General features: G+C 65.7%; 12 protein-coding genes. 8 read left to right on the forward strand and 4 right to left on the reverse strand.

The features are described from left to right. Positions 1–102: 102 nt before the first annotated feature. The 3 genes from A6E15_RS10365 to A6E15_RS10375 all read left to right on the forward strand — a co-directional run bounded on the left by A6E15_RS10365 (position 103) and on the right by A6E15_RS10375 (position 4,167). The gene (locus A6E15_RS10365) at positions 103–1,983 is read left to right on the forward strand and encodes an L-aspartate oxidase (protein WP_076146030.1); all 1,881 of its coding nucleotides are present in this window, start codon (positions 103–105) and stop codon (positions 1,981–1,983) included. A gap of 67 nt (positions 1,984–2,050) precedes the next feature. Continuing rightward, positions 2,051–2,641 carry a DNA-3-methyladenine glycosylase family protein gene (locus A6E15_RS10370; protein WP_076146032.1) on the forward strand — a complete coding sequence of 197 codons (591 nt, stop codon included), beginning with the start codon at positions 2,051–2,053 and terminating at the stop codon, positions 2,639–2,641. 239 nt (positions 2,642–2,880) lie between these two features. After that, positions 2,881–4,167, forward strand: a complete 1,287-nt coding sequence (locus A6E15_RS10375; RefSeq protein ID WP_076146033.1) for a hypothetical protein — start codon at positions 2,881–2,883, stop codon at positions 4,165–4,167. A 98-nt stretch (positions 4,168–4,265) separates the two neighbouring features. Here the strand turns inward: A6E15_RS10375 and katG are convergent, their stop codons facing one another. The 4 genes from katG to A6E15_RS10395 all read right to left on the reverse strand — a co-directional run bounded on the left by katG (position 4,266) and on the right by A6E15_RS10395 (position 11,075). Further along, positions 4,266–6,413 carry a catalase/peroxidase HPI gene (katG, locus tag A6E15_RS10380; protein WP_076146035.1) on the reverse strand — a complete coding sequence of 716 codons (2,148 nt, stop codon included), beginning with the start codon at positions 6,411–6,413 and terminating at the stop codon, positions 4,266–4,268. 209 nt (positions 6,414–6,622) lie between these two features. Further along, on the reverse strand, positions 6,623–7,966 hold the full coding sequence (locus tag A6E15_RS10385) for a RimK family alpha-L-glutamate ligase (protein WP_076146037.1): 1,344 nt from the start codon (positions 7,964–7,966) through the stop codon (positions 6,623–6,625). A 597-nt stretch (positions 7,967–8,563) separates the two neighbouring features. Beyond that, positions 8,564–10,033 carry a flippase gene (locus A6E15_RS10390; protein WP_076146038.1) on the reverse strand — a complete coding sequence of 490 codons (1,470 nt, stop codon included), beginning with the start codon at positions 10,031–10,033 and terminating at the stop codon, positions 8,564–8,566. Between the two features lie 289 nt (positions 10,034–10,322). Continuing rightward, positions 10,323–11,075: a GNAT family N-acetyltransferase gene (locus A6E15_RS10395; RefSeq protein WP_076146040.1), complete on the reverse strand. Its 753-nt coding sequence runs from the start codon at positions 11,073–11,075 to the stop codon at positions 10,323–10,325. A 184-nt stretch (positions 11,076–11,259) separates the two neighbouring features. Here A6E15_RS10395 and A6E15_RS10400 point away from each other — a divergent pair, with 184 nt between their 5' ends. From A6E15_RS10400 to A6E15_RS10420, 5 genes are all read left to right on the forward strand, one after another. Beyond that, the gene (locus A6E15_RS10400) at positions 11,260–12,342 is read left to right on the forward strand and encodes a succinylglutamate desuccinylase/aspartoacylase family protein (RefSeq protein WP_076146041.1); all 1,083 of its coding nucleotides are present in this window, start codon (positions 11,260–11,262) and stop codon (positions 12,340–12,342) included. A gap of 158 nt (positions 12,343–12,500) precedes the next feature. Further along, positions 12,501–12,929: a succinate dehydrogenase, cytochrome b556 subunit gene (sdhC, locus tag A6E15_RS10405; protein ID WP_076146043.1), complete on the forward strand. Its 429-nt coding sequence runs from the start codon at positions 12,501–12,503 to the stop codon at positions 12,927–12,929. Next, entirely contained in the window at positions 12,929–13,294 is a 366-nt protein-coding gene (locus A6E15_RS10410) for a succinate dehydrogenase hydrophobic membrane anchor subunit (RefSeq protein ID WP_076146044.1), read from the forward strand. The genes sdhC and A6E15_RS10410 overlap by 1 nt, the downstream gene beginning before the upstream one ends. 1 nt (position 13,295) lies before the next feature. Further along, positions 13,296–14,168, forward strand: a complete 873-nt coding sequence (locus A6E15_RS10415) for a succinate dehydrogenase/fumarate reductase iron-sulfur subunit (protein ID WP_076146046.1) — start codon at positions 13,296–13,298, stop codon at positions 14,166–14,168. A gap of 2 nt (positions 14,169–14,170) precedes the next feature. Continuing rightward, entirely contained in the window at positions 14,171–16,009 is a 1,839-nt protein-coding gene (locus tag A6E15_RS10420; RefSeq protein WP_076146047.1) for an FAD-binding protein, read from the forward strand. Positions 16,010–16,135: the final 126 nt, after the last annotated feature.

Below are 16,135 nucleotides of genomic sequence, written 5' to 3' on the forward strand. Positions count from 1 at the left end.
GAGGCAGTTCGAAGGCGAAGTATTGTACGTAATCGGCCTGAGAAGCGACTTTTGCATCGTTCGGGACGAGACCTAAACCCGGTCGGTGATTACGTTCACTCGATGACAAAATTGCCGTCCAACGACAGCGACACGACCGACGACGACCGCCGAGCGACGAGCCGCGAGCGGTCGACCGCCGGGATCGAGAACCGCCTCGAGACCGAGGGCGATCCCGGCCCCGCCGCCGGCCTCGAGTACGAAGTCGTGACGACCCCGGTACTCGTGATCGGGGCGGGCGCGGCGGGCGCTCGCGTCGCGATCGCGCTCGCCGAATCGGGGATCGACCCGCTCGTGATCGGCAAGCGCGATCACGGCGACGCCCACACGACGTGGGCGGCCGGCGGCGTCAACGCTGCGCTGGGATCGCTCGATTCCGAGGACGACTGGACGATCCACGCGGCGGACACCTTTAACGAGGGCCACCACCTGAACGACCCCGAGGCGGTCGAACTGACGGCCCGGGAGATGCCCGACCGCATCCGCGAACTCGAGTCGTGGGGGATGCCGTTCGACCGGACCGAAGAGGGCGACGTCAACCAGCGCTACTTCGGCGCGCAGTCCTACCGACGGACCTGCTTCGTCGGCGACCGGACCGGCGAGGCCATGCTCGAGACGCTGGTCGACCGCGCTCGCGAACTCGAGGTCACCCACCGCGAGAACGTGATGATCACGCGCTTGCTCTCGGACGGCGAGCGCGTCGACGGGGCCGTCGGCTTCGACATGGAGACCGGCTCGGGACTCCTGTTCCGGACGAACCACGTCGTCCTCGCGGCCGGCGGGTTCTCGGCGCTCTATCACCGCCACTCCTCGCGGGACGACGAGAACAACGGCGACGGACAGGCGCTGGCGCTCGAGGCGGGGGCCCGACTCGTCGACCTCGAATTCGTCCAGTTCCACCCGACCGGGATGGTCGGCGACCGCTACGGCGAGGAGTGGGACGGCCGGCTCGTCACGGAGGCGGTCCGCGGCGAGGGCGGCCGACTGTACAACGCGGATGGCGAGCGGTTCATGGAGCGGTACTCGCCCGACCAGATGGAACTCGACGCCCGCGACGTCGTCGCGCGGGCCATCGCCCGCGAGGTCCGCGAGGGACGGGGCACCGAAGACGGCGGTGTCTACCTCGACATCTCCCACCGTGACGACCAGTACGTCCGCGACCGGCTGCCGTCGATGGTCGAGCGCTTCGAGTCGCTGGGCGTCGACATCACCGAGGAACCGATGGTGGTCGGGCCGACGGCCCACTACACGATGGGCGGGGTCGACATCGACTTCCGAACGGGCGAGACCGGCGTGGGCGGGCTCTACGCCGTCGGCGAGACGGTTGCCGGCGTCCACGGCGCGAACCGCCTCGGCGGGAACTCGCTGGCCGAGACCGTCGCGATCGGCAAGCTCGTCGGCGACCACGTCGCGGCCGCGGTGACCGACGGCGACGACGATCCAACGGTCACCGACGGCCAGCGGGCGCTCGCCGAACGGGAGTTCGCGGCCCTCCGAGATCTCGCCGCCTCGGACGGCACCGTCACGCCGACGGAACTGCTCGAGGATCTCGGCGACCTGCTGTGGGACCATGCCGGCATCCTCCGCGACGACGCGGGGCTCCGGGAGGGACTCGCGAAACTGGACGCCCTGCGGGACCGCACCGCCGACCTCCGCGTCGAGGGCGATCGGACCTCGAAGTCCTTCGAGTACGCCGTCGACCTCTCGGCGAGTCTCACCGTCGCCGAGGCGATGCTGCGGGCCGCCCTCGAGCGGACCGAGTCCCGCGGCGCACACTACCGGACGGACTACCCCGACACGGCCGACGACTGGCGGGTGAACCTCGTGATCACGGCCGAACCGGCGGAGCTCTCGTTCAGTCGTCGCGGCGTCGGTGATCCCAGCCCGGCCGTTCGGGCGGCCCTCGAGGCGGACCACGAACTCGACTACCACCACCTCGAGTGAGCTCCGCGAGCGAGCCATCGAGACGCCTATCTGGCTCCGGTTCCCTACACCCGTTATCTATCTGCGCATGAACGACGAGGCACACGCCGTCCTCCGGGAAGACCCCGTGATGGCCGGACTGGTCGACCGACACGACCCCTACGTCGAACGGGACTGGACCGAGTACGAGCGGCTCTGTATCTCGATCATCAACCAGCAGCTCTCGACCGCGAGCGCCGCGGCCGTCCGGGAGCGGGTCTTCGAGGTCCTCGAGGGGGAGGTGACGCCGGAATCGGTGCTGGCCGCCGACGAGGCCGCGCTTCGCGACGCCGGCCTCTCCGTGAGCAAGATCGAGTACGTGCGAAACGCCGCCCGCGCCTTCCGGGAAGCGGACTACACGCGGGCGGGACTGGCCTCGTGTTCGAACGCGGAGGTCGTCGACCTGCTGACCGAGATCAAAGGGATCGGCGAGTGGACCGCGCGGATGTACCTCCTGTTCGTCCTCGAGCGACCCGACGTCCTCCCGCTTGGCGACCTCGCCGTCCGCCGCGGGATCGAGCAGTTGTACGCCGACGGCGAGGAGCTGTCCCGTGCCGAGATGCGCGAGATCGCCGAGCCGTGGCGGCCCTATCGCAGCGTCGCCACGCGCTATCTCTGGGCCGAGTACGAGTCCGGTTGAGCGCCCCTGATCGCGTCCGGCCTGCCGTTCGTTCGCCCGGCCCCGTCGGTTCGCCGGTAACGTCCGCTTGGACGCGCCTCGAGCGACGAAACCGATCGAAACGGACGACGGCGATGCGGGCAAGACCGGGTTACGTCCCGGCTCCTGCCGGCCGCTAGCGGGGGCCGGAGAAACGAGACACTGAACCGACGGGACGGCCACGTCGACTGAAGTGCGGCGGCGTCCGGACTCTACTGGAGATGGCAAACGACACGTCCCCGACGGATACGGACGCGCCGGAGCAACGCCGGATGACCAGCGATCCCGAGCGGATCAGGGAGTGGGCCGAGGCCCGCGACGCCGTCCCGGTACGGGTCCGGGACAGCGACGACCACGGCCACTCGTTCGCCCGCCGCGACGAGCTCGGCGAGGGCCACGAGGAGTACTCGTGGGAGGAGTTCGAGCGGCGGTTCGACGACGAGGACTACGTCTTCGTCTACCACGAGGACGAACCCACCGGCGAGGGGCTGGGGTTCTTCGAGATCGTCGAACGCGAACGGGCCTTCGAGCGGGCCGATCTCGGTCGCGACGAACTCGAGGACTCGCTGCGACGCGGCGAGACGGTGACGACCGAGATCGTCGAGACGCAGGTCGTCGAGACCGAGGTCGTCGAGCGGGACACGATCGAGAGCGAGGTGATCGACACGGAGCTGGTCGAACGCGATATCGTCGACTCCGAACGCCGCTCTCGCGAGGTCGTCGAAACCGAGTTCGTCGGCGACGACACCATCGTGGTGATCGTCGACGAGACCCGCCTCGAGACGATCGAGGAGATCGAGCGGTACATCGTCGAGAGCCGGGTCGTCGACGTCGACATCGAGCGGGACCGGGAGATGGAACGCGACGATATCGAGACCGACATCGAACTCGAGAGCGTCCAGCGATCGATCCTCGAGAGCGACGTCGTCCGCTCGAGCGTCGCGCCCGACGAGGTACTCGAGCGGGAGGTCATCCGGAGCCAGCGCACCGAAGGCGACGCCGTCCGGAGCGAACTCATCGAGCGCCGCACCGTCGAAGAGGAACGCGACGAACGGCTGGAGATACGATACGTCCTCGAGGAGTCGGAACTGGTCGAGTCCGAGGTCGTCAGCAGCGAGTTGCTCGAGGGCGAGATCATCGACGTCGAGGAGTACGGGTCGATGGACGCCGGCGGGGCGGCGGCCGCGTCCGGCGGTGCCGTCGGCGGCGAAGCGACGGCCAGCACGGCGGGAGAGGCCGGGACGGGACCGACGGACGAGACGGCAGCCCCGGCGGTCGAACTCTCGCATGCCGATCAGGGGAAAGACGTCGTCGACGAGTCGGGTCAGCAGATCGGGATGGTCGCCGAAGTCGAGGGCCAGACCGCCTACGTCGATCCGGAGCCCGGGCTGACGGACCGACTCAAAGCGCGCATGGACTGGGGCGGCCACGGCGACGACGACTACCCGGTCGACGCCGCACAGATAGCGGCAATCAGAGACGACGCGGTCGTCATCAGAAGCGAATAGCGACGTCGGTCGCGGCGGGAGGACCGCGACCGGGCGATGATCGGCCCCGGCGAACGCGACGGTTCGTCGGCGATGTCAGCGGCAGCGCGAGCGCTCGATCACTCGAGGTCGAAGCGGTCGAGCTGCATGACCTTGCTCCAGGTGTCCACGAAGTCCTGGACGAACTTCTCCTCGGCGTCGTCGGCGCCGTAGACTTCCGCGATGGCTCGAAGCCGGGAGTTGGATCCGAAGACGAGGTCCACGCGGGAGCCCTTCCACTCGACGTCGCCCGTCTCGCGGTCGCGCAGTTCGAAGACCTCCCGGTCCTCCGAGACCGGCTCCCACTCGTAGTCCATATCGAGCAGGGTCTCGAAGAAGTCGTTGGTCAGCGTCTCCGGCCGGTCGGTGAAGACGCCGAGATCCGAGTCCTGGTAGTTCGCATCCAGCGCGCGCATCCCGCCGACCAGAACCGTCATTTCGTCGGCGGTCAGGCTCAGGAGGTCGGCCCTGTCGACCAGCAGCTCCTCCGGCTTGCGGGCGGCGTCGTCACCGAGGTAGTTCCGGAAGCCGTCTGCGTTCGGCTTGAGCGCTTCGAAGGACTCGACGTCGGTCTGTTCCTGCGAGGCGTCGGTCCGGCCGGGTTCGAACGGAACCTCGACGTCGTACCCGGCGTCCGCCGCCGCCTGCTCGACGGCCGCGTTGCCGCCGAGGACGATCAGGTCGGCCAGCGAGACCCTCGTCCCGTCGGCTCGCGAGTCGTTGAAGTCCGCCTGAATTCCCTCCAGAGTCTCCAGAACCGTCTCGAGTTCGTCGGGCTCGTTGACCTCCCAACTCCGCTGGGGTTCGAGGCGAATGCGGGCCCCGTTCGCGCCGCCGCGTTTGTCGCTGTCGCGGTAGGTCGAGGCCGCCGCCCAGGCGGCCTTGACCAGTTGGGAGATCGACAGCTCGGACTCGAGGATCTCCGCTTTGAGGTCGGCGACCTCGTCCTCGCCGATCGGGTCGTAGTCGGCGTCTGGGAGCGGGTCCTGCCAGATCATCTCCTCGTCGGGTACCTCCGGGCCGAGGAACCGCTCGGCCGGGCCCATGTCGCGGTGGATCAGCTTGTACCACGCCTTGGCAAACGTCTCCTGGAACTCCCGGGGGTTCTCCTGGAAGCGCTCGAGGATTTCCCGATAGTCGGGGTCCCGCTTCAGAGCGATGTCCGTCGTCAACATCATCACGTCTTCGTTGTCCGACGGGTCCTCGACGCCCGGTGCGGCATCGTCGAGTTCTCCGTTCTGCGTGGTCCACTGCCACGCACCGCCGGGCCCCTTCTCGGGCCACCACTTGTGGTTGAGCAGCGTATCGATGTAGCCCATGTCCCACTGGGTCGGCGTGGTGTTCCAGGGACCCTCGATCCCGCTGGTGATCGTGTCGGCACCCTTCCCGGAGCCGTGTTCGCTCTTCCAGCCGAGGCCTTGTTCCTCGATCGGAGCCGCTTCGGGTTCGGGACCGACGTGTTCGTCGGGATCGTCGGCACCGTGGACTTTTCCGAACGTGTGGCCGCCGGCGATGAGCGCGGCCGTTTCCTCGTCGTTCATCGCCATTCGGCCGAACGATTCGCGAATGTTCGCCGCCGACGCCTCGGGATCCGGCTCGCCGTCCGGCCCCTCCGGGTTCACGTAGATCAGCCCCATGACGGTAGCACCGAGGGGGTCCTCGAGTTCGCCGTCCTCGTCGAAGCGCTCGGAGGCTTCCATCTCGTCTTCGGGCCCCCAGTCGACGGCGCTGTCGGGCGCGAAGTCGTCCTCGCGGCCACCGGCGAAGCCGAACGTCTCGAAGCCCATCGACTCCAGGGCGACGTTTCCGGCGAGAACGATCAGGTCGGCCCACGAGAGCTTACGGCCGTACTTCTGTTTGACCGGCCAGAGCAGTCGACGCGCCTTGTCGAGGTTCGCGTTGTCGGGCCAGCTATTGAGCGGCGCGAGACGTTGCCGACCGCCGGACGCGCCGCCGCGACCGTCGGTGGTTCGGTAAGTGCCGGCGCTGTGCCACGCCATCCGGATGAAAAGCGGCCCGTAGTGGCCGTAGTCGGCCGGCCACCACTCCTGGGACGTCGTCATCAGTTCTTCGAGGTCCGCCTTTACCTCCGCGAGGTCGAGTTGCTGGAACTCCTCGGCGTAATCGAAGTCCTCGTCGTACGGAGCGACGTCCGCGGCGTTCTGATCGAGAACGTCCAAGCTCAACTGATCCGGCCACCAGTCCTGATTTGTATTTCCGTTTGGCATGAATGGGCGTCTACGGTCGGAAGATAGGATTAGAGAATTATAGATGTACCGATCCGAAGTTGTGTTTTGGGTTTCGGCCACATTGTTTGCGGTACTGCAAACTGAACGTCGGGATCTCGGTTCCAGCGGACCCGCCGAAACGACGCTCTCGAGGGGCGCATCGAACGAAAGCAAGGGAGGCGGAAGCAAATACGGAGTCGGGTGTCTGGCTATTCTTCTTCCTCGGGCGTGTCGGGCGCGTCGCCGTCGATCCGGCGGCTCACGTCGACCTGATAGTTCTCGAGGATATCGCGGCCGAGGATGACGGGGTAATCCATGTGGCTGCGGTCCTCGACGCTGGCCGTGACGGTGTGTTGGTTCCCGCCGACGCCGACGACGACGTCGACGACGGGGCGACTCTTCGATTGCTTGCTGCTGCCCGAGCGGACGCGGGTGATGGACTTGATCGGTCCGGCACCGATATCGGCGGCCAGCCCGGTGTCGATGCTCGTCCGCGTCGCGCCCGTGTCGGACTTGGCCAGAACCGTCTTCGACCCGCTCGTCCCAGAGAGGACGACCTCCTCGGTGTAGCCGATCACCGCCGGCTCCGTCGCCGACGTCACCGCGTCCGGCGGCTGGGCCGTCGGCCGGGAGTCGTCGAGGACGTTCGCGATCTCTCGTACCCGGTCGTCGTCGACCTCGCCACCGGCGCGTTCGATCGCCAACTTCGCGATGTAGGGTGCCGGGCTCACCTGCGTCGCCTCGTAGAGTCCCTTGAACCCCGCCGTCGGATTGACCTCGAGGACGTACCAGCCCTCGTCGCCCTCGACGAGGTCGACGCCGGCGTAGTCGAGGCCGACGACGCCGGCCGCCTGCCGCGCCATCTCGGCGGCCTCCTCGGGGAGGTCGTCGGTCGCGTCCTCGACGGAGCCGCCGAGCGCGACGTTCGTTCGCCAGTCGTTGTCCGGCGCGTAGCGATACATCGCGGCGACGACCTCGCCGCCGACGACGTACACCCGCAGGTCGCGGTGGCGGACGTCCTCCTGGTCGACGAGTTCCTGGAGGAAGGCATAGCGGTTGCCGACCTTGGCGTTGATCGGGTCGTCGGGGCCGACCTTCCAGGTTCCCCCGCCGTGGGTCCCGATCGCGGTCTTGTACACGGCCTCCTCGCCGTAGCGCTCCCGTGCGGCGTTCAGCCGGTCGCCGCTCAGCGCGAGGGTCACGTCCGGCGTTCGGATCTCGTTGGACGCCAGCGCGGTCGCCGTCGACAGCTTGTGGATCGCGGTCAACACCGTGTTCGGCTCGTTGAGCATCGGCACGAGCTGGGTGAAGGTGTTCGCGAGCCCCAGTTCCTCCGCGGGCTGTTCGGTGTTCGACAGCAGCATCCGGTTGGCGATCACGTCGACGTCGGGCTCGAGGACGGGAGTGCCGTCCGTGACGCTGACGGACGTGTTTTCCGCACGGAGCCACTCGGTGTCGTGGCCGAGATCCTCGGCGGCGTTGAGAATCGCTTTGGTTTCCTTGCTCGTATGCAGACTCAGTACCCCGACGGTCACGGGATCGGCACCGGACATAACGGCTAGACGTATAGCCGTCGGATAAGTATTGATAGACAGTGCGGGGACCAAGACGCTTATTATCTTCCCAGGGGTGATTTAAACTATATCGCGATATCGAACCGATCGATACGGCGACGTGTGTTTGGCCTCGTCGTTGACTACCCGATAATCGGGCTTACGACTACGGTTCTCGGCATTTGTGTGCTATTTTTCTTCGAACTGGGAAACAGTGTTGTCGATAGAGTTTTTTTCGCTGTTGATATCGCTGGATCATTACCCATCTTCTATACGATCCGAGGCCCCAAGGCGGCTACTAGGGGAGTCCGCTTTCTTTGGACCGTTTCTGGGAGTGGTCTAACTATCGTAACATACACGGGACTATATATTATTATCTCTCGATTCATAACTTCAGATGCCTCGTTATTACTTCTATTTTTCGGAACATTGTACGTTCAATATCTTTTTTCCAAATTTTGGGTACAGGTCAGTTCGTAGGCCTCCAACTATAGTAGCCGCTGCAACGATTCACACACTGATCGCAGCGCCATCGTGCGATCAGGTGTGCAATGACTTTCAGCGGCTACTATCCGTTCTTCGATTTCGAGGTAGACGTCACCCGATGACCGACCGAACCTGCCCCGGATCGACCAGCCCGCTCAGTACCGCCAGCGCACCCCACGTGATCGCCCCGACCGCGATCGCACCGAACAGCATGAAGAGGTTCGAGACCAGCGGCGTCACCAGCAACACGGCGACGGCCATGACGCCCGTGATCGCACAGATCAGGCCCGTCGTCCGGGCGAGCCGCTGGACGTTCAGCCCGAGTTCGGTGTGGACGATATAGAGGTTCACCGCGACGTAGACCGAGTGCGTCGCTACCGTCGCGATCGCCGCGCCGACGACCCCGATCGCCGGGATCAGGACGATGTTCAGCCCGAAGTTAGCGAGCGCCGTTCCGCCCTTCGCGACGGCGCGGGCGCGGGCGCGACCGAGGTAATCGAGACTGTCGCTGGTCAGGTTCGTGATCGCCTGCAACACGACGAAGCCGGCGAGCACCTGCAACACGGGGACCGCACCGGCGTAGTTCTGCCCGATCACCATCGTCAGGAACGGCTCGGCGACGATCGCCAGCCCGACCGCCGCCGGGATATAGAGCAGGAGGACGTTCGTCAGCGAGGTCTCGTAGATCCGTCTGGCCTCCTCGAGCTGGTCGGCGGCCTTCTGCTCGCCGAAGTTCGGCGAGATGGTAAAGCCGAGCGACTCGGCGGGCGCGAGGACGAAATCGGTGATCTGCTTGCCCAGCGTGTAGAACGCGACTGCGGCGGGGTTCAGAAAGATCCCGACCAGCACGATGTCGATCTGCTTGTCGATGACGTTCGCGCTCCGGGTCGCCGTCAGGGGGATGCTGTACTCGAGCAGCCGCTTCGAGAGCCCCTCCTCGTACTCGTCGGCGGCGTCGTGGCGGGCGTAGAAGCCGGAGTAGAGGATGCCGATCCCGACGGCCCCGGCGATGGCATACCCCACGACGTAGCCGAAGAAGGCCCCGAGCGCGCCGAAGCCTGCGAGGACGAACCCGACGGCAAAGAGCAGTCGTCCCGCGCCGCTGATCGCCTGAACGATGGCGCTGTACTCCAGATGATTAAACCCCTGTAAGGCGACCTGCGAGAAAGTACTCGCGGAGAAGACCACGAGATAGACGACGCCGGCTGCGAGGAACGGGGCCGCTCCCGGATCGCCGAGCGCGGTCGCGATCCACTCGTGGTAGAGCAACAGGACGTAGCCGACGACCGCGAGCAAGATTACTTTGACCGTGATCGTCGTCTCGAGGAGGTGGGGAACCTGCCCGGGATCGGTTTCGCGGTACTCGGAGATGTACCGTGCGACCGACCGGGACAGCCCTAGGTCCGCGAACAGCTGGACGATGGCCAACACCCCGATCGCCCAGTAGAGCGCGCCGTACCCGTCCGGGTCCAGCAGGTACCGCGCCAGTACGAACATCAACAGCGCGCTCGAGAGCATGTAGATCCCGCGCGCGACGAGCGTTGCCTTGAAGCCGTGGACGATGTGATCCTCCCTGTTCATAGTAGCCGACCGACTGAGACACGCGACGCTGTCCGACCGCACCGGCAGCGACCCACTGACTGGTGACTCGAGGGATCGAGCAATTGTAATGCGGACCCAACGGATCGAAGGATCGGACAACAGTCGCGGCGGGACCGAGATCGCCCGCGGTGGCTCGATCGAGTCGAGACCGCCCGATGGGGTGCGAGCCCGTAACTGGGCGTAAACGACTGAAGGGACCTCTTACGGGGTTCGAATTGGCCGGCAAAACCGAGAGAAACTCCGTCGATGACCGCCTACCGAGACCGGATCAGAGGTACGAGGAGTCCCACCGGGTCGCTTTGCGGCGGTTGCCACACTCGTTGCACTCGATGCGGCCCATCGCATCCATGGCGTTGTCGATCGAATCGCAGTTCCCGCAGAACCAGGCGTAGTGTTCGGTGCGGTCGTCGTCGCTGTAGGCCACGTAAAACGGTGCCCGCGATCCCCTGGCGGCCTCGCCGTAGCTCACGTAGATCGTCTCGCCGTCGACGGTCAGTTCGTCGACCGTTCCCCACTCGCCCTCGTCCTCGAGGTCGGCCTCGACGTAGACGTTCTCGGTGAACGTTTCCGAGCCGATCTCGACCTCGCGCTGGCCCGCCTGCTCGAAGCCGTGACTGCGGTAGAACTCGTTGCCGCCCTCGTTGTCCGCGAGGACGAAACACTGGATCCCGTCGGTCCCCTCCTCGAGGAGTCGCTCGCGGGTGCGAACCAGCAGGCGCACGCCAGTCCCGTCGCCGCGGTGGTCCGGGTGGACGTGGAGCCAGAGCAGTCGGCCGGTGTTGGCCCGCTGGCCGACCAGTTCGCTCTGGGAAAAGCCCGCGATCTCGCCGTCGCGTTCGACGAGCAAGAACAGCGTCCGGTCGTCCGCGAGTTCGTCCGCGATCGAGTCGCCGTACCACTGTTCGACGGCCTCGTCGATGGTCTCGGCCTCGAGGAAGTCGGTGTACGTAGAACCCAGCGAGTCGCGGGCGATCGTCCGAATCGCTTCGGCGTCCGAATCGGTTGCCTCTCGGATCTTCATGGGCGTCCATACCACTGCCAGATACAAAACGTATGCCCACGCTCCCAGTCGCTGGTGGGCGTTGTTCGAGCGAAGCGGCTTTTCTCCGGGAAAAGTGGCACGGAACCGTCGCGGGCGCTCGAGAGTCGAGACTCGACGCGGTCCGAGGGGGAACATTCACGTCGCTGCTCCCGGAGAACGTGGTATGAGCGACGACGCGACGAGCGAACCTCCCGACGGGTCGACCAACGAAGCGTTCACCTACAACGGCGGCCGCGTCGATCCGGGCGAATCGGCGAACATCCGATACGGTATCAGCGAGACGTATCTCGGCGATCCCGTCCGGATCCCCGTGACGGTCGTCAACGGCGAACATCCGGGGCCGACGATGTTCCTCTCGGCGGCGGCCCACGGCGACGAACTCAACGGGATCGAGGTCGTTCGGGAGGTGGCCCACGACTGGGACCACTCGATACTGCACGGGACGCTCGTCTGTCTGCCCGTGATGAACGTCCCCGGCTTCCTCGCACAGGAACGGTATCTCCCGATCTACGATCGGGACCTGAACCGGTCGTTCCCCGGCCGGGAGGGGTCGACCAGCGCCCGGCGGATGGCCAACCAGATCTTCACCAACTTCATCGAACCCTGCGATCTCGGGCTGGACTTCCACACGTCGACGCGGGGTCGGACGAATATGCTTCACGTCCGGGCGAACACGGAGCGATCGACCGTCGCCAGACTCGCCAAGGCGTTCAGTTCCAACGTCATCATCGCCGGCGAGGGGCCGTCGGGAACGCTCCGCCGCGAGGCCACCGAGGCCGGGGTTCCGACGATCACGGTCGAAATGGGCGAGGCCCACCGGTTCCAGCGGCGGCTGATCGACCGCGCGCTTACCGGCGTCGCGAGCGTCCTCGCCGAGTTCGGACTCCACCGCGAGTCGTCGGTTCACTGGCCCGGCTGGCGGACCGTCATCGACGACGACGACGAGAAGACCTGGCTCCGGGCCGACGCCGGCGGCATCGTCGACATGAAACGCGGCCGCGGCCAGCTCGTCGAGGAGGGGGAGGTCATCTGTACCATCACCAACCCGTTCAAGGAAGACGAGGACATCGTCACCGTCGAAGCCCCTTTCACCGGCCTCATCGTCGGCGTCCTCGAGAACCCGGTCGTCTACCCGGGGAACCCGCTGTGTCACCTCGTCGGGCTCTCTCCGGACACCCTCACCGCGCTCGAGCGCGAGCGGACGACCGAGCGGTCGCGGTCGGACCTCCGGCAGGGGGACGACTGAGCGGGAAGTCCCACATCCGCTGGGAGTTCCCCGAACTCTTTCGGGACACGTCAACGAAACGAGTTGGTTTCCGGTCGTGTTCTGTCGGACCGAACGGGAGAAGAGGAGCGACAAAAGTAACTTCTATACCGCCGCGGTCAAACGGTCCACATGAGCGCATGAGTCAGTCTTACAATCGCGGCCTCATCGAGGACTTCGGGCGGTGGAAGGAGTTCTCGGCCGGCATGTGGGCGTGGATCTTCCACAAGTTCACCGGGTGGATGCTGATCGGCTACCTGTTCACCCACATCGCCGTGCTGAGTACGTCTATCAGCGCCGCAGGAGAAAGTACGGCAGTGATCGAAGCACAAAACGACATCTACACGACGACGCTGCAGGGACTCGAGGGGCTGTTCCTCATCCGCCTGCTCGAGATCGGCCTGCTGGCGGTGGCCGTCTTCCACATTCTGAACGGACTGCGCCTGCTGATGGTCGATCTCGGGATCGGGCTCGAGTCGCAGGACAAGAGTTTCTACGCCTCGCTGATCCTGACGGGCGCGATCACCGTCGCCAGCGTCCCGACCTTCCTGACGGGGGTGGGGATCTGATGGCGGAGCGCTACTCCTCCTTTACGCCCGGCGGCACCGGCTGGTTCCTCCAGCGCGTCACCGCCGCGTTCCTCGTCGTCGTTCTCGCCTTCCACTTCTTCCTCTTGCACTTCGTCAACCACGCGTACGAGGTAAGCTTCATGGGTACTCAGGCCCGAATGGAGAATATCGGGTACTTCCTCACGATGGTCCTGTTCCTGGTGACCGCCGCCTTCCACGGCGTCAACGGCGTTTACAACGCCCTGGTCAACCAGGGACTCGAGGGGACCCAGAAGAAGGTCGTGCTGGCGGTGTTGACCATCGCCGGCGTCGGCCTCGTCGCGCAGGGAACGTACGTCGCACTCACAATGGCGGGCATGATCTAACATGAGTACACAACAAGCCGAACCCGAGAGCCAGGAAGCACCGGAAGACCCGGCGATGAAAGGCGCGGAGTCGCCGGCTGCGGACGAACAGAACGGCGGCGGGATGGTCGACGAACACGCCGAGAAGGCCGCCGAACTCGAGGGGGAGACGGTCCACATCAAGGTGTTCCGCTACGACCCCGAAGTCGAGGGCAAGCAGGAACCCCGTTTCGACGACTTTCACGTCCCCTTCGAGAAGGGGATGACCGTCCTCGACTCGGTCATGTACGCCCGCGACGAGTACGACTCGTCGCTGACGTTCCGTCACTCCTGTCGGCAGGCCGTCTGTGGCTCCGACGCGTTCTTCGTCAACGGCAAGCAGCGACTGGGCTGTAAGACCCAGATCTCCGATCTGGAACAGCCGGTCCGCATCGAGCCGCTGCCCCACCAGGAGGTCGTCAAGGATCTGGTCGTCGACATGGATCACTTCTACGACCAGATGCACACGGTCGAGCCGTACTTCCAGGACGAGGACACGCCGCCGGTCGATGACCTCGAGGAGCAGCGCCAGAGCCCGGAAAACCGCGAGAAGATCAAGATGTCCTCGCGGTGTATCTGGTGTGGCGCGTGTATGTCCTCGTGTAACATCGCAGCCGGCGACAACGAGTATCTGGGCCCGGCGGCGATCAACAAGGCCTACAAGTTCGCGATGGACGACCGCGAGGGCGAGGAGATCAAGGAGCATCGACTCCGCATTCTCGAGCAGGAACACGGCGTCTGGCGGTGCCAGACCCAGTTCTCCTGTACCGAGGTGTGTCCGAAGGACATCCCGCTCACCGAGCACATTCAGGAGCTCAAGCGGGAGGCAGTCAAGAAGAACCTGAAATTCTGGTAACTATGTACGAACACGACGTCATCGTGGTCGGCGCCGGCGGCGCCGGCCTCCGGGCCGCGATCGCAGCGAACGAAGCGGGAGCCGACGTGGCGATGGTCACGAAGCTCCATCCCGTCCGCAGCCACACCGGCGCGGCGGAGGGCGGCATCAACGCGGCGCTTCAGGAGGGCGACGACTGGGAACTCCACGCCTACGACACGATGAAGGGCTCGGACTACCTCGGCGACGCGCCGGCGGTCGAGACCCTCGCCCAGAACGCGCCCGAGGAAACAATCAACCTCGAACACTGGGGGATGCCGTTCTCCCGCGAGGAGGACGGGACCGTCTCCCAGCGGCCGTTCGGTGGCCTCTCCTACCCCCGGACCACCTACGCCGGGGCGGAGACGGGCCATCACCTGCTGCACACGATGTACGAACAGGTCGTCAAACGCGGCATTCAGGTCTACGACGAGTGGTACGTCATGGACCTGGCGACGACCGACGAGGACGATCCCAACGACCGCGAGTGTCACGGCGTCGTCGCCTACGACGTCCAGTCGGGCAACATCGAAGGGTTCAAAGCGAACAACGGCGTCGTCCTCGCGACCGGCGGCCCCGGCCAGGCGTTCGACCACACCACCAACGCCGTCTCCTGTACCGGCGACGGCCACGCGATGGCATATCGTGCCGGCGCGCCGCTCGAGGACATGGAGTTCATCCAGTTCCACCCGACTTCGCTGCCCTCGACCGGAGTCCTGATCTCCGAGGGGGTCCGCGGGGAAGGCGGCATCCTCTACAACAGCGAGGGCGAGCGGTTCATGTTCGAGTACGGCTACGCGAACAACTCCGGCGAACTCGCCAGCCGCGACGTCGTCGCCCGCGCGGAACTCACGGAGGTCGACGAGGGACGGGGCGTCGACGACGAGTACGTCCACCTCGACATGCGCCACCTCGGGGAAGAGCGCATCATGGACCGCCTCGAGAACATCCTGCACCTCGCGGAGGACTTCGAGGGCGTCGACGGGCTCGTCGAGCCGATGCCGGTCAAGCCCGGCCAGCACTACGCCATGGGCGGCATCGAGGTCGACGAGAACGGTCAGACCTGCGTCGACGGCCTCTACGCGGCCGGCGAATGCGCCTGCGTCTCCGTCCACGGCGGCAACCGACTCGGCGGCAACGCCCTGCCGGAACTGATCGTCTTCGGCAAGCGCGCCGGTCAACACGCCGCCGGCGAGGACCTCGGCGAGCCCGAGATCCGGACCGGCTACGGCGACGACGTCGAGGACGAGACCGACACCGAACTGCCGGTCGCGCCCGGCAAGGCGGGACTCGAGACCAGCGGGAGCGTCGCCGCCGACGGCGGCGTGGCCGCCGACGCCGAGGGCGTCCTCCAGCGGAAGGTCGAGACCGCCCGTGAGCGCGTCGATACCCTGATGGACAAGGAAGACGGCGTCCAGCACGCCGAGATCCGCGCGAAACTCCAGAAGGCGATGACCGACTACGTCAACGTCTTCCGGACCGAGGAGGGCGTCAAGAAGGCCCTCGAGATCATCCGTGAATGCCGCGAGGAGTACCAGGACGTCTACGTCGACGACCCCTCCCGGACGTTCAACACGGACCTCCAGCAGACCATCGAAACGCGCAACCTGATCGACGTCGCCGAGACGATCGCGCTCGGTGCCCTGGTGCGCGACGAGTTCCGCGGCGCGCACTGGCGCAAGGAACACCAGGAGCGCAAAGACGAGGAGTGGCTCAAGCACACGCTGATCTCGTGGGACGACGGCGAACCGTCGATCTTCTATCGCCCCGTGATCCTCGAGGGCGAGAACAAGACCTACGAGCCCAAAGAGCGCAGTTACTGATACGGTCTCCCGTACCGATTTATCGGGCGGCCGCGTCCGTCTTGCGGCCGCGCCGGAAATGACTTACAGCAGTCCGTATGAGCCGTTCGTCCCGGTTCGCGTTTTTTCGCCGTCGCCTCGAGTAGA

The organism is Natrinema saccharevitans, assembly GCF_001953745.1.
Classification (GTDB): domain Archaea; phylum Halobacteriota; class Halobacteria; order Halobacteriales; family Natrialbaceae; genus Natrinema; species Natrinema saccharevitans.

Bases quoted from the DNA above. Each gene is read 5' to 3' on its own strand.
- A6E15_RS10365 (WP_076146030.1), top strand. From the start codon at position 103: ATGACAAAATTGCCGTCCAACGACAGCGACACGACCGACGACGACCGC.
- A6E15_RS10370 (WP_076146032.1), top strand. From the start codon at position 2,051: ATGAACGACGAGGCACACGCCGTCCTCCGGGAAGACCCCGTGATGGCC.
- A6E15_RS10375 (WP_076146033.1), top strand. From the start codon at position 2,881: ATGGCAAACGACACGTCCCCGACGGATACGGACGCGCCGGAGCAACGC.
- katG (WP_076146035.1), bottom strand. From the start codon at position 6,413: ATGCCAAACGGAAATACAAATCAGGACTGGTGGCCGGATCAGTTGAGC.
- A6E15_RS10385 (WP_076146037.1), bottom strand. From the start codon at position 7,966: ATGTCCGGTGCCGATCCCGTGACCGTCGGGGTACTGAGTCTGCATACG.
- A6E15_RS10390 (WP_076146038.1), bottom strand. From the start codon at position 10,033: ATGAACAGGGAGGATCACATCGTCCACGGCTTCAAGGCAACGCTCGTC.
- A6E15_RS10395 (WP_076146040.1), bottom strand. From the start codon at position 11,075: ATGAAGATCCGAGAGGCAACCGATTCGGACGCCGAAGCGATTCGGACG.
- A6E15_RS10400 (WP_076146041.1), top strand. From the start codon at position 11,260: ATGAGCGACGACGCGACGAGCGAACCTCCCGACGGGTCGACCAACGAA.
- sdhC (WP_076146043.1), top strand. From the start codon at position 12,501: ATGAGTCAGTCTTACAATCGCGGCCTCATCGAGGACTTCGGGCGGTGG.
- A6E15_RS10410 (WP_076146044.1), top strand. From the start codon at position 12,929: ATGGCGGAGCGCTACTCCTCCTTTACGCCCGGCGGCACCGGCTGGTTC.
- A6E15_RS10415 (WP_076146046.1), top strand. From the start codon at position 13,296: ATGAGTACACAACAAGCCGAACCCGAGAGCCAGGAAGCACCGGAAGAC.
- A6E15_RS10420 (WP_076146047.1), top strand. From the start codon at position 14,171: ATGTACGAACACGACGTCATCGTGGTCGGCGCCGGCGGCGCCGGCCTC.